Genomic DNA, 12950 nt, shown 5'->3' on the forward strand with positions numbered 1-12950 from the left:
CTCAGGTGTCCTGGCGGTAGTGGGCGAGCTTGTCGGCGTCCACCTCGACGCCGATACCGGAGCCGGGGCGGACGACCAGCTCGCCGTCCCGGATTTCCAGTGGTTCGGTGAGCAGGTCGTCGGCCATGTCGAGGAAGTTGGACAGCTCACCCGCGCGCCGGGAGGTGAGCCGGTAGGCGGATCCGAACGCGACGGTGCACATCGAACCGAGCTGACCGTCGATCTGGTTGCCCATCACGACTTCGAGACCGAGGCCCTCTGCCAGGTGGTGCACGCGCTGCGAGTGTGTGAACCCGGTGCGGGCGACCTTGATGCTGATCGCGGTCGCCGATCCGCCCAGCACCTCGCGGGTCACGTCGGCCGGTACGACCGCGGACTCGTCGGCGATGAACGGCACGTCGAGGTGGGAGACCAGCCATCGGCGGCCCAGCACGTCGTCGGCCGGGCACAGCTCCTCGGCGAAGAGCAGGTCGAGGTCGGCCATCTCCTTCATCGCACGGGCGGCCTCCGAGGCGGTCCAGCCCCGGTTGCCGTCGACGTAGAGTTCGACGTCCGCGCCGAGCGCTTCGCGGAGCGCCCGCACCACGGCGGTGTCGAGTTCGACCGGGCGGCGGCCCACCTTCACCTTGAACGTCGTGATGCCGTACGTCTCGCGCATCCGCTCCGCCTCGGCCACCATGGCGGCGGGTTCGTCGAAACCGAGCATGTGCGACACGCGCATCCGGTCGGTGTAGCCGCCCAGCAACTCGGTGACCGGGAGGCCGAGCGTGCGTCCCAGCGCGTCCCACGCCGCCATGTCGATCGCGGCCTTGGCGACGGGGTTGCCGACGGTGCGACCCAGCAGGGCCACCATGGTCTCCCGTTCGAGCAGGCTCGACCCGACGAGCTGCGGCGCGAAGAGTTTCTCGATCACGGCGATGATCCCGGCCTGCGTCTCGCCGTAGGTGAACGGCCGCGGTGGCGCCTCGGCGATGCCGGTGACCCCCTCGTCGGTGTGCACGCGGACGAGGACGTGTTCGGCGACGTGGACCTCGCCGGAGGCGAACTTGAGCGGTTTGCGGTACGGGATGGCGAACGGGATCGCCTCGATCCGAGTGATTTTCACGTGCTGGCTCTCCAGGGGCGGGATGGGGTGGGAAGGGCGGTCGCGAGAGTGTCGACCACCGACCGGACGAGGGGCGAGTCGTCGCCGTGCCGCCAGGCGAGCGCGAGCTCCACGGAACCGGCGTCGGTGAGGTCCCGGAACACCACGTCGGCGAGCGGCAGCGCACGGGCCGAGGCCGGAACCACTCCGATTCCGAGCCCGCCCGCGACCAGCGCGAGCAGCACACCCGTACCGGCCGCCTCGAGTTCCGCGCGCGGACTGAAGCCGGCGGCGTGGCAGGACCGCAGCACGGCGTCGTTCACCGTGGAGTCCTTGCTCGCGTAGACGACGAAGTCCTCGGCGCGGAGGTCTCCCATCGAGACGACGGGCTCGACCGCGAGGCGGTGATCGGCGGGGACCGCGAGGACCAACGGTTCGACCTCGACGGTGCGCAGCTCGATCCCTTCCCCCTGAGCCGGGGGACGCAGGATCCCGATGTCGAACTGCCCCTCACGCAACCCGTCACACTGCGCCGGAGTGAGCAGGTCGGAGTGGATCTCCAGGGCCACTCCGGGTAGCGCGCGTTTCACGGTGCGCGCGATGCCTGGTAGGTGGGAGAAGGCCGCGGTCCCGGTCAACGCGACCCGGACGACGCCGAGAGACCCGCCTGCGATGCGCCGCACCCCGCGCACGCCGTCCTCCAGGCCTCCCAGGACACGCTGAGCCTCGACGAGGAAGAACTCCCCTGCGGGAGTGAGCCGGACCTGCCGGGTGGTGCGGGTGAACAGCGTGGCCCCGAGCTCCGCCTCCAGCTGCCTGATGGCCTGCGAGAGCGCGGGCTGTGCGATGTGCAGCTGCTCGGCGGCCCTACCGAAGTGGCAGGTCTGTGCCACCGCGACGAAGTAGCGCAGGTGACGAAGCTCCATCGCCGAACCTCCTTTCCGGCCCACACCGGCATCCCGGGCGGTCCGTGGGAACACGGTAGGTACTGACATTGAGTGAACACAAAGAGAACTTTGCGGGGGATTGATAAGTGACACCGATCAATCACCCCCTGGGTCAGGACTGGGTATTTGCCTGGTGTAACGGGCGGGGTGGGTTTGCCATGGTCGTCGGAACGCCACAGCGATCTTCGGTCGCCAGGCCGATCAGAGTCGATCAAGGCCATCGCGAGGCTCACCAGGCGAGACTGCGGAGCGCAGCCCGTCCGGCCGAGCGTGGCCGGGCATGGAGGATGTCGTGACCCAGGATTTGGACCACGTTTCCGCCGTCCTCGCGGACGCCGTCGTGGAGGACCGCGACGCCGGTGTCTACCGGGCGAACCGTCGGATCTTCACCGACGAGGAGATCTTCGAACTCGAGATGAAGCACATCTTCGAGGGCAACTGGGTCTATCTGGCTCACGAGAGCCAGCTACCGAATCCCGGGGACTACTTCACGACCTACATCGGCAGGCAGCCGGTCGTCATCACCCGGGACAAATCCGGACGGCTGCACTGCCTGGTCAACGCGTGCGCGCACCGCGGTGCGATGCTCTGCCGCCGCAAGACCGACAACCGGCTGACGCTGACCTGTCCCTTCCACGGCTGGACCTTCCGCAACGACGGCAAGCTGCTGAAGGTGAAGGACCCCGACGGTGCGGGCTACCCGGCGTCGTTCGACACGGACGGCTCCCACGACCTCACGAAGGTGGCGCGGTTCGACAGCTACCGAGGGTTCCTGTTCGGCAGCCTCAACCCCGACGTGCCGAGCCTCGCCGAGCATCTCGGCGACACCACGAAGGTCATCGACATGCTCGTGGACCAGTCGCCGGAAGGGCTGGAGGTGCTGCGGGGCGCCTCGACCTACACCTACGACGGCAACTGGAAGGTGCAGGCCGAGAACGGCGCCGACGGCTATCACGTCACGGCGACCCACTGGAACTACGCGGCCACGACCGCGCGCCGCAGCACGGGCGAGTCGGCGAACGACACGAAGGCCCTCGACGCGGGCGGTTGGGGCAAGTCGGGCGGCGGCTACTGGTCGTTCCCGCACGGGCACCTGTGCCTCTGGACGTGGGCCGCCAACCCGCAGGACCGTCCTTTGTGGAATCGCATGGAGGAACTGAAGCAGGAGTTCGGCGATGCCAAGGGCGAGTTCATGGTTCGCGGATCCCGCAACCTGTGCCTGTACCCCAACGTCTACCTGATGGACCAGTTCAGCACCCAGATCCGGCACTTCCGGCCCATCGCGCCCGACAAGACCGAGGTGACGATCTACTGCATCGCCCCGAAGGGCGAGAGCGCCGAGGCGCGGGCACACCGCATCCGGCAGTACGAGGACTTCTTCAACGCGTCCGGGATGGCGACCCCAGACGATCTCGAGGAGTTCCGGTCCTGCCAGTTGACCTTCCGCGCCACCGCCGCTCCCTGGAACGACATGAGCCGAGGCGCGGAGCACTGGCTGACCGGGCCGGACGAGGTCGCGAAGTCCCTGGGAATGGACGGCGTCATCTCCGCGGGTCAGAAGAACGAGGACGAGGGGCTCTACCCGGTGCAGCACGGCTACTGGCTGCGGACCATGCGGGAAGCGGTCGCGCGGGAACGGGCCCAGCAGACCGAAACGGCAGCGCCGCAGCCGGCCACGACCGACGCCTGAGGAGACCGCGATGACAGTCACCACCGACCACGCCACCGCCGGCACGGCCACGAAGACCATCACCCAGAACGACATCGAGCAGTTCCTCTACCGCGAGGCGCGCTACCTCGACGACCGCGAGTTCGAGAAGTGGCTCGACTGCTACGCCGACGACGTCGTCTTCTGGATGCCGTCCTGGGGTGACGACGACCTGCTGACCGAGGACCCGCACACCGAGATCTCCCTGATCTACTACCCCAACAAGGGCGGGCTGGCCGACCGGGTCTTCCGCATCCGGACGGAGCGTTCCAGCGCCACCTCGATCCCCGAGCCCCGCACGAGCCACAACATCAGCAACGTCGAGCTCATCGAGCGGCGCGGCGACCTCGTGGACGTGCGGTTCAACTGGCACACCATGTACTTCCGGTACAAGACCGTCGATCCGTACTACGGGACCTCGTTCTACACGATCGACTTCTCCGGAGAGGCGCCGCTGATCCGGCGGAAGACGGTGGTGCTGAAGAACGACTACATCCACCACGTCGTCGACATCTACCACATCTGAGCCGTCCGGAGTCTTCGACGATGAGCTACCAGGTTGCCTTGTCCTTCGAGGACGGTGTCACCCGTTTCATCACCTGCGGCGACGACCAGACCGTGGCGGACGCGTCCTACCGCCAGCGCATCAACATCCCGCTGGACTGCCGGGACGGGGCGTGTGGCACGTGCAAGGCGTTCTGCGAGTCGGGCACCTACGACGGCGGCGACTACATCGCGGACGCGCTGTCGCCCGACGAGGCGGCGGCCGGATACGTGCTGCCGTGCAGCATGAAGCCGAGGTCCGACCTCGTCCTGCGCATCGCCAGTACCTCGGCCGTCGCCAAGACGCGGGCGGCGACGTTCACCGGAACACTGACGGAGCTCGACCGGCTCTCGCCGACGACCGTCGCGGTGACCGTGGAGACGCCCCAGCGCGATCAGCTGGCCTTCCTGCCCGGTCAGTACGTCAACGTCACCGTCCCCGGCACCGGGCAGAGCCGTTCCTACTCGTTCAGCAACGCGCCGGACGACGAGCGGTTGACGTTCCTGGTGAAGCTGACGCCCGGCGGCGTGATGTCCGACTACCTGACCGACCGTGCCGCGGTGGGTGACGAGCTCACGTTCACGGGACCGAACGGGAGTTTCTTCCTGCGCGACACCGACCAGCCGTTGCTGTTGCTGGCCGGCGGCACCGGATTGGCGCCGATCCTGTCGATCCTGCGCGCGCTCCGGGCGTCGGGGTCGACCCGGCCCGCGCACCTGCTCTACGGCGCCACCACCGACGACGACGTCGTCGAGCTGGACACGCTGCGTGAACTGGCCCGGCAGTTGCCCCGGCTGACGTGGGACTACTGCGTCGCCGATCCGGGGAGTTCGGCGCCGAACAAGGGGTTCGTGACGAGCCTGATCGGTGACGAGCACCTGCACGGCGGCGACGTCGAGGTGTACCTGTGCGGGCCTCCGCCCATGGTGGAGGCCGTGCGCAAGCACTTCGCGGACCTGGGTGTGCAACCGGCCGGTTTCCACTACGAGAAGTTCGCCTCCTCCAGCGCCTCCTCCAGCGCCTCCTCCAACGCCTCGGCCGCCTCGGACCCGGCCGGAGTCACAACGGCCGAGGCCGCTGCGGCGGAGGTCGTGGAGGCGGAGGTGGAGCCCGCCGAGCCGGAAACCCGACCCGCCGCGCAGGCCGTGACCAGCCCGGGCGACCGGGTCGAGCCGGAGCCGGTTCCGGATCCCGAGCCGGCCACCCCGGCACTCGCCGTGGGCGAGGGACGCGACCTCGCGGGCCGACCGGTCTTCCCCACCGCGGACATCCGGCCACCTCGTGGTGGGTCGCGGACCGACCCCGCTGCGGAGAGCGCGGCCCTGCGCGCGGTCGCGGGCCAGGTGATCTGGTCCGGCGACGGAAAAGGCGACGGTACCGGCGGCCGTGGCCTGGATCCCGGTGACACACCGCATGCCACCGGCACGGCTCGGGCGATCGCCGGGCAGGAGATGTTGCCTCCCCTCGACGGTCTCGCTCCGCTCACGGCGCCACCGGCGGCCCCGCCCACGACCGACAGCGCCACGAGACGGCCCCGCTTCGTCAGTCCCGGCCGCTTCGACGGCAAGGTCGTCGTGGTGACCGGCGCGGCCCAGGGCATCGGGGAGCACACCGCTCGGCGCATCGCCGCCGAGGGCGGCACCCTGGTCCTCGCCGATCGGTCCGACCTCGTCACCGAACTCACCGACGAGCTGACCCGGGAGGGCACGGAGACCACGGCTGTCACCGCCGACCTCGAAACCTGGGACGGCGCCCGGAAGGTGGTCGAGGCGGCGCTGACCCGGTTCGGCCGGATCGACGTGCTGATCAACAACGTCGGCGGCGCGATCTGGTTCAAGCCGTTCACGGAGTTCACGCAAGCCGAGATCCAGGCGGAGATCAACCGCTCGCTGATGACGACGCTGTGGTGCTGCCGCGCGGCGCTGCCGTCGATGGTGGAGCGGGGCGGCGGCGTGGTGGTGAACGTGTCGTCCGCGGCCACGCGCGGGGTGCACCGCATCCCGTACTCCGCGGCCAAGGGCGGCATCAACGCGATCACCGCGTCGCTGGCGTTCGAGTACGCAGACGCGGGCATCAGGGTGGTCGCGACGGCACCGGGCGGCACCGAGGCCCCGCCGAGGCGCGTCTCCCGGGGCGGCTCCGCGCTGGAGACCGAGCAGGAACGGGCCTGGTTCCAGGCGCACATCGACCAGACGATCGGCTCCTCGCTGCTCAAGCGGTACGGCACCCTCGACGAGCAGGCCGCGGCGATCACGTTCCTCGCCTCGGACGAGGCCTCCTACATCACCGGCACCGTGTTGCCCGTCGCGGGCGGTGACCTGGGTTGACGTCGCTGTGGGCGGGGCCCGGTGACGCCGTCACCGCCGAGGTCGGCGGTGCCGTTCCCCGCCCCGCCCGGCGACCGGACCGGACTCGGCGACGGAACGCGGCAGCGGCGGCGCGGTCGGGGAGCGGCGGCGTTTACTGTGGGCGGATGACGGAAGCCGCCACCCCGCTGATCGGTCGCGACGGCGACCTGGCGGAGCTGGAACGACGGCTGTCGCAGGCCGGTGAGGGCCGCGCACACGTCGTCGTGGTCAGCGGACCGGCGGGTGTCGGCAGGACCGCGCTGGTCGAACGGTTGGCCGACCGGCACGGCGGGCCGGTGCTGCGGGCCACGGGGATGCCGTGGGAGGCGCGGAACGACTACGGGGTGCTGGCCCAGCTGATGCCGGCTCTGGACGTGGCGGGTGATCCGGTCGAGGTGGCGGCCCGCTTCACGGCGGGACTCGCCACGAGTGAGGACACCACGCTCGCCGTCGTCGACGACGCCCACCTCGCCGATCGGCGATCACTGCAGGTCCTCGCGTCGGCGGTGCGGCATCATCCGCAGGCCCGGTTGCTCGTCATGGCGACGGCCGTGACGGACGACCCGACCCTGCCCGCGGACGTACTCGACCTGCTGCCGCGCATCGCCACCGCCGAGATCACGCTGGCACCGCTGAGCGCCCCCGAGGTGAGCCGGTTGGCGGCGGCGCGGGGGGTGTTCCTGCATCCGTCGATGGCGGAATCGCTGTGGCGGCACACGCACGGCAGGCCACGCCCCGTCGTGCAACTGCTCGCCGAGGTGCCCCACTCGACGTGGGCACGGTTCGACCCGACCCTCCCCGCCCCCGCGGCCGTCGCCGCCCGCGTGCGTGAGCGGTTGAGCCGGTGCTCACCCGCAGCCCGAGCGCTCGCCGAGGCGGCGGCCGTGCTGGGGCCGGGCACCGCGGCGCGGGACGTCGCTCGCCTCGCCGGGATCGAGGGCGATCTGCTGTCCGTGCTCGACGAGGCGTACACCACCGGGCTCGTCGAGTTCGCGCCGCGAGGGCTCACCGAGGTGGCTCCTCGCGATTCGATGGTGCGGGCCGCGGTCCTGGCCGCGATGGGGCCCGCGGCGGCCGCCGCGGCGCACCGGCGCGCCGCGGACCTGATGGACGATCCGGCGCGGAGACTCCGGTTGCTCGTCGCCGCGTCGCCGGTGCCCGATCCCGCGGTCGCCGACCAGCTCGACACGTTGGCCGCCGAGCACGCGGCCGTCGGGGCGTGGGGGACCGCGGCGTCGTTGCTCCACGACTCGAGCCGGCTCACCGACGACCGGTTGCAGCGTGAGAGCCGCCTGACGCGGGCCGTCGACGCCTCCATCGGGGCGGGCGACGTCTTCGCCGCGGCGGCCCTCGTTCCCGAGGTGGAGAGCCTGCGCGAGACACCACTGCGCAACGCGGTCCTGGGATACCTGGCGATCGTGCGCGGACGGGCGGTGGAGGCCGAGTCCCGGCTGGGCCGGGCCTGGGCTCTGGTGAACGCCGAACGCGACCCGGACGTCGCGGCCCAGATCTGCCAGCGGTACGTGCTCCACGCACTCATGCGGGGGCGAGGGGAGGAGCTGGTCACCTGGGCGGACCGCGCCGTCGCCCTGGCGGGCCCGGAGGCGCCGGCGGCCGTCGAAGCCGCGGCCATCCGAGGTCTGGGGCTCGCGGGGACGGGACGCGCGCGGCAGGCGATGGCCGACTACGCGGATCTCGGTGAGCGGGTCCGGCGCGGTGCCCAGGCGCAACGGGTCGTGATGGCGCGCGGCTGGCTCAACCTGACGGTCGACGCGATCGACGACGCGCGAGCCGACCTCGCGAGCGCGGTGCCCACCACGTTCCTCGGTGGCTCCACCCGGATCTCCCTGTGGGCGCGGGCGTGGCTGGCGCGGGCCCAGTTCCTCGCCGGGGAGTGGGACGAGGCCGTGCGCACCGTCCGCGAGGCGAATCCGCTGCTCGAACGCAGCGGGATCGTGCTCGCGGCTCCGCTGCTGCACTGGACCGCGGTGGCCGTGCACGCCCTGCGCGGTGAATGGGAGGCGGCCGACGAGGCTCTGCGCCGGTGCGACGCGGGCCCGCAGGACTACGAGTTGATGCGCGTCGCCTCCTACCTGGCGCACGCGCACCTGGCCGAGGCGCGAGCGGACTCCTCGGGCGTGCTGCGCGCACTGCACCCGCTCACCCAACCGTGGGCGGGCGGCAGCATCGACGAACCGGGCCACTGGCCCTGGCACGACATGTACGCGCACGCGCTCGTGGTCGAGGGCCGGTACGCCGAGGCCGGCACCTTCCTGCGACGGCACGAGCGGCTCGCCGCCGACCGCGGGTGCGCGTCGGCCGTCGCGCGCCTGGCAGCCGCCCGGGGGCGCCTCCTCGGAGCCCAGGGCGATCTGGCGGGCTCGACCACCGCCTTCGAACAGGCACTCGAGACGCTCGAAACCCTGCCGCTGCGCTACGACCGGGCCCGCGTCAATTTCGCGTACGGGCAGACACTGCGCCGGGCGGGCAAGCGCCGCAGGGCGGACACCGTGATCTCGACAGCGCGGGAGATCTTCGCCAGTCTGGGGGCCACGACGTACGTGGCGCGCTGTGATCGTGAACTCAAGGCAGGTGGGATGCACGCTGCCCGGTCGGGCCGTGAGGCGGGCGAACTGACGCCCCAGGAGGAGGCCGTCGCCGAGCTGGTGGCCCGTGGCCTCTCCAATCGTGAGGTCGCCGCCGAACTGTTCCTGGCCACCAAGACCGTCCAGTACCACCTGACCCGCGTCTACGCGAAGCTCGGCGTCCGTTCCCGCGCGGAGCTCGCCGCCCGCCGCTCGTCGAGCGGCAGTCCCGCCCCCTCGACTCGACAGGAGATCGGATGAAGCTCCATCACCAGATCACCGGCCCGGACACCGGCGAGGTCGTCGTGCTCGCCGGGTCGATCGGCAGCAACCTCAGCATGTGGGACCCACAGGTGCCGCGGCTCGTGGACGCGGGTTTCCGGGTGGTCCGGTTCGACAACCGCGGGCACGGCCGCACTCCCGTGCCCGACGGACCCAGCTCGCTGGCCGACCTCGGCGGTGACGTCGTGGAGCTGCTCGACACCCTGGAGGTCGAGCGCGCGCACCTCGTGGGGCTCTCCCTGGGCGGGATGATCGGGATGTGGCTCGGCGCCCACCGGCCGTCGAGGATCGACCGGCTGGTGCTGTGCTGCACGTCGGCCAAGCTCGGCACCCCGCAGACGTGGCGGGAGCGGGCGACGCAGGCGACGACCAAGGGGATGGTCAGCATCGCCGACGGCAGCATCACCCGGTGGTTCACGCCCGGCTGGATCCAGGCGAATCCGGGCCTGGCCAAGGAGTTCCACCACATGACGGCCACCGTGCCCGCCCGGGGCTACGCGTCGTGCTGCGCCGCCATCGGCGGGATGGACCTGCGGGACGCGCTGCCCTCGATCACGGCACCCACCCTCGTCGTCGCCGGTGCCGACGACCCCGCCACGCCACCCGAGCACGCCCGGTTGATCGCCGAGCGGATCCCGGACGCGCGCCTGGAGATCGTCGACGACGCCGCACACCTGGGCAACGTCGAACAGCCGGAGACCTTCGGCGACCTCATCACCAAGCACCTCACGGCGAGGTGAGAGGGCCCGCGAAGCCTCGTTCGAGGCGGGTGAGCGCCGTGACCGTCCGGCGGAGCACCGCTGCCGGTTGACCCGGCGACACGGCGGGCACTCGATCCGCATGCCGAGACGACAGGAACCGAAGGTGGCGGCGTCGAGCGACTGGGTCGACGAGGACGGCATCCGCCAACCCCGCGGCGACACGCACGCCTGGATCCCCGGAACCAACCAGACCCTGTGCGGACTGCCGCTGCATCGGACGCGACTCGCGCGTTTCCACCACGTCCTGTGGGTGGACGCGCTGTGGCTGGCCGACACCAGCGACCAGCGGATCGCCGTCTGCTCCCGCTGCGTGGGCGCGGCGGGCGGCCGCCGAGACCGGCCCCGCTGGACCCGCGTCAACCCCCGGCCCTGACCGCCGGGGTGCCCGGCCGGTGAACAGGTCGCCCGCCACCGGCAGCGGGTCTGCGCGGTGTCGACTCCGTACGCTGGGACAGGTGCGTATGCGACCGACCGTGAGCTGGACGCCCTCCGGCGTGGGCGTGGCCCGCACGACGGAGCTGACCGAGGTCGTGCGGGTGGTCGGCGAGGGCGGTGTCGTCGTGCTGAGCGGGGCGGGATTGTCGACCGAGTCCGGCATCCCGGACTACCGTGGCGCCGACGGGACGCTTCGGCGGCATGTGCCGATGACCCACCAGGAGTTCGTCGGCAGCGAGGCGGGCAGGCGCCGGTACTGGGCTCGCAGTCACCTCGGCTGGGCCGCCTTCTCGCGAGCCCGGCCGAACGCGGGCCATGACGCGGTGGCGGCGCTGCAACACGGGGGTCTCCTCTCCGGGATGATCACGCAGAACGTCGACGGGCTGCACCAGGCGGCGGGCGCCAGGGGAGTGGTCGAGCTGCACGGCAACCTCGGCCGCGTGGTGTGCCTGGACTGCGGACACGCCACTTCCCGGTGGGTGCTCGAACAGCGACTGCGGGCGGCGAACCCCACCTTCCGCGCCGAGGCCATCCGCCTCAACCCCGACGGCGACGTGGACCTGCCCGAGCATGTCGTGCGTGACTTCCGCGTGGTGTCGTGTTCGGCCTGCGGGGACGGGGTGCTGAAGCCGGACGTGGTGTTCTTCGGCGACAACGTGCCGCGTGGCCGGGTCGAGGAGTGCAGGCGGCTGGTCGACGACGCGAGCGCCGTGCTCGTGCTCGGCTCCTCCCTGGCCGTCATGTCCGGGTTGCGGTTCGTCCGCCACGCCGCCAGGGCGGGCAAGCCGGTGCTGATCATCAACCAGGGCGAGACCCGAGGCGACGTCCACGCCCTGGTCCGGGTTGACCGCCCGCTGGGTTCCGCGCTGACCGAACTGGCCGACCGGCTCGGTCAGCGCGTCGCGCGGTGACCGCTGCCGGTGACGTGCTGCGTTCCGTGGAGCTCAGGAGCGCGGGTGCCGCTCGCAGTGGGTTTTCAGCGAGCGCGCCTCGGTGTCGACGAAGTCCCGGATGACTCCCGCGACGGGGCGGATCAACAGCGCCAACGCTCCCCTGACGGCGAAGTCGAGCGTCACGACGGTGCCGTCGCCGTCCGGGCGGAGCCGGTGGCCTGCGGTGAGACGCAGGCCGGGCGTGCCGCTCGTCCAGTCGAAGAACTCCCCGGGCGCCAGCTCCGTCACCGTCCACACGCGAGAAGGCTGTCTCGGCTGGCGCAGCTCGGTCCGGCTGCCGACCCGCAACGGCCCCTCGTCCAGCCTGCGTGCCGCGGTGACGGTGGGCGTCCAGGCGGGCCACGACTCCACGGCGCTGAGAACGTCCCACACCCGCTGAGGGGCCGCGTCGATCGACACCGTCGCCGTGTATCGCATGATCGCCCCCGACCGGAAGTCGTCTCCACCGGGCATCGTGGCACGCATCCCGGCGGAAGGCCAAGCACCGCGATGCCGGCGCCGGGACTGGACGTGCTCGCCGCCGGTGTGGGTTCGTCTGCTTCGTCCGGCGAATCGGGCTGGATTCGAACGCACCTGGTGCGGCTCTCCCCGACGAGCCACGACGACCAGCGCAGGCAACGATGACCGGCTACGTGGGCCTCGGCGAACTGGTCGTCACCTTGCTCGTCGCGCGTCAGAAGTCGTCGAGTTCACGCAGTGTCTCGTCCAGGATGTGCTGGTACTGCTCCATCGCGTCGTAGCCGGTGCCGAGCAGGTACAGCGCGGCGAGAAGTGACAGCACGGCGAAGACGATCGTGACGGCGTGCCGGGCGCGAACGGAGACGGCCAGCGCGGTGATCGAGGCCGCTGTCGCCAGGAAGGCGAGGACGATGACGGACTGGTAGTCGGCGATGCGCGCGATGCCGGTGTAGACCTCGGTGAGCGCGGTCAGACCCACCGCGGGCCACGTGACGTAGTGGTGCCACGGGGTGCGTTTCGCCGGTTGTGGCGGCACCGGGTAGGCGGGTGGATAGGCATAGTGCTGTGGTGGGGGCGGATAGTGGTGTCCGTGGAGCGGCGGTGCCTGTGGGTACTGGATCGGCTGTGGCGGCATCGGCTGGCCTGGGGGTGGGGTGGTCATGCCACTTCCTTCCGGCGGGGTCGGTTCCGGACGTCCCTCGTGGGTCTGTGTTACGGAGCCGGGTGTTACATCGACCTGCAGGGGGCACCGAGCACCGCGGGTGCTTGTTGACCATGTCAACACCTAATGCAACGATCGGGTTGCCGAGTGGTTCGCACTGTTGCGGACGTTCGGTTGCGCCCG

11 protein-coding genes are annotated in these 12950 nt (G+C 71.1%); 7 read left to right on the plus strand and 4 right to left on the minus strand.

Annotated elements, in window-relative coordinates:
- Nucleotide 1 precedes the first annotated feature (1 nt).
- The gene (locus tag SACCYDRAFT_RS08225) at nt 2-1105 is read right to left on the minus strand and encodes a mandelate racemase/muconate lactonizing enzyme family protein (protein WP_005455286.1); all 1104 of its coding nucleotides are present in this window, start codon (nt 1103-1105) and stop codon (nt 2-4) included.
- Nucleotides 1102-2010, minus strand: coding sequence for a LysR family transcriptional regulator (locus tag SACCYDRAFT_RS08230; protein WP_005455287.1), 909 nt, complete (start codon nt 2008-2010; stop codon nt 1102-1104). Before SACCYDRAFT_RS08230 ends, SACCYDRAFT_RS08225 begins: the two co-directional genes overlap by 4 nt.
- Before the next feature lie 313 nt (nt 2011-2323).
- On the opposite strand from SACCYDRAFT_RS08230, the gene benA reads away from it, so the two are divergent.
- The 7 genes from benA to SACCYDRAFT_RS08265 all read left to right on the plus strand — a co-directional run bounded on the left by benA (nt 2324) and on the right by SACCYDRAFT_RS08265 (nt 11605).
- Nucleotides 2324-3721 carry a benzoate 1,2-dioxygenase large subunit gene (benA, locus tag SACCYDRAFT_RS08235; protein ID WP_005455295.1) on the plus strand — a complete coding sequence of 466 codons (1398 nt, stop codon included), beginning with the start codon at nt 2324-2326 and terminating at the stop codon, nt 3719-3721.
- 10 nt (nt 3722-3731) lie between these two features.
- Entirely contained in the window at nt 3732-4265 is a 534-nt protein-coding gene (gene benB / locus SACCYDRAFT_RS08240) for a benzoate 1,2-dioxygenase small subunit (protein WP_005455296.1), read from the plus strand.
- Between the two features lie 20 nt (nt 4266-4285).
- A complete protein-coding gene (gene benC, locus SACCYDRAFT_RS27170) occupies nt 4286-6610 on the plus strand; it encodes a benzoate 1,2-dioxygenase electron transfer component BenC (protein WP_005455297.1) in 2325 nt (774 codons plus the stop codon).
- Nucleotides 6611-6756: 146 nt separating this feature from the next.
- Nucleotides 6757-9477 carry a helix-turn-helix transcriptional regulator gene (locus tag SACCYDRAFT_RS08250; protein WP_005455298.1) on the plus strand — a complete coding sequence of 907 codons (2721 nt, stop codon included), beginning with the start codon at nt 6757-6759 and terminating at the stop codon, nt 9475-9477.
- Entirely contained in the window at nt 9474-10238 is a 765-nt protein-coding gene (gene pcaD / locus SACCYDRAFT_RS08255) for a 3-oxoadipate enol-lactonase (protein ID WP_005455299.1), read from the plus strand. Before SACCYDRAFT_RS08250 ends, pcaD begins: the two co-directional genes overlap by 4 nt.
- 100 nt (nt 10239-10338) lie before the next feature.
- Nucleotides 10339-10632: a hypothetical protein gene (locus tag SACCYDRAFT_RS08260; protein ID WP_043536291.1), complete on the plus strand. Its 294-nt coding sequence runs from the start codon at nt 10339-10341 to the stop codon at nt 10630-10632.
- An 88-nt stretch (nt 10633-10720) separates the two neighbouring features.
- Nucleotides 10721-11605 carry an NAD-dependent protein deacetylase gene (locus tag SACCYDRAFT_RS08265; protein ID WP_005455302.1) on the plus strand — a complete coding sequence of 295 codons (885 nt, stop codon included), beginning with the start codon at nt 10721-10723 and terminating at the stop codon, nt 11603-11605.
- A 33-nt stretch (nt 11606-11638) separates the two neighbouring features.
- Here the strand turns inward: SACCYDRAFT_RS08265 and SACCYDRAFT_RS08270 are convergent, their stop codons facing one another.
- Together SACCYDRAFT_RS08270 and SACCYDRAFT_RS08275 are read right to left on the minus strand one after the other, a co-directional pair.
- Entirely contained in the window at nt 11639-12112 is a 474-nt protein-coding gene (locus SACCYDRAFT_RS08270) for an SRPBCC family protein (protein WP_232283799.1), read from the minus strand.
- Between the two features lie 208 nt (nt 12113-12320).
- Nucleotides 12321-12767, minus strand: coding sequence for a hypothetical protein (locus tag SACCYDRAFT_RS08275; protein ID WP_005455308.1), 447 nt, complete (start codon nt 12765-12767; stop codon nt 12321-12323).
- Nucleotides 12768-12950: the final 183 nt, after the last annotated feature.

Origin of the sequence: Saccharomonospora cyanea NA-134 (assembly GCF_000244975.1) — a bacterium.
In the GTDB taxonomy this organism is placed as follows: domain Bacteria; phylum Actinomycetota; class Actinomycetes; order Mycobacteriales; family Pseudonocardiaceae; genus Saccharomonospora; species Saccharomonospora cyanea.

Excerpts from the sequence above, each read along its gene's own strand:
- benC (WP_005455297.1), top strand. The coding sequence starts at position 4,286 with ATGAGCTACCAGGTTGCCTTGTCCTTCGAGGACGGTGTCACCCGTTTC.
- SACCYDRAFT_RS08230 (WP_005455287.1), bottom strand. The coding sequence starts at position 2,010 with ATGGAGCTTCGTCACCTGCGCTACTTCGTCGCGGTGGCACAGACCTGC.
- pcaD (WP_005455299.1), top strand. The coding sequence starts at position 9,474 with ATGAAGCTCCATCACCAGATCACCGGCCCGGACACCGGCGAGGTCGTC.
- SACCYDRAFT_RS08250 (WP_005455298.1), top strand. The coding sequence starts at position 6,757 with ATGACGGAAGCCGCCACCCCGCTGATCGGTCGCGACGGCGACCTGGCG.
- benB (WP_005455296.1), top strand. The coding sequence starts at position 3,732 with ATGACAGTCACCACCGACCACGCCACCGCCGGCACGGCCACGAAGACC.
- SACCYDRAFT_RS08270 (WP_232283799.1), bottom strand. The coding sequence starts at position 12,112 with ATGCGTGCCACGATGCCCGGTGGAGACGACTTCCGGTCGGGGGCGATC.
- SACCYDRAFT_RS08260 (WP_043536291.1), top strand. The coding sequence starts at position 10,339 with ATGCCGAGACGACAGGAACCGAAGGTGGCGGCGTCGAGCGACTGGGTC.
- SACCYDRAFT_RS08265 (WP_005455302.1), top strand. The coding sequence starts at position 10,721 with ATGCGACCGACCGTGAGCTGGACGCCCTCCGGCGTGGGCGTGGCCCGC.
- SACCYDRAFT_RS08275 (WP_005455308.1), bottom strand. The coding sequence starts at position 12,767 with ATGACCACCCCACCCCCAGGCCAGCCGATGCCGCCACAGCCGATCCAG.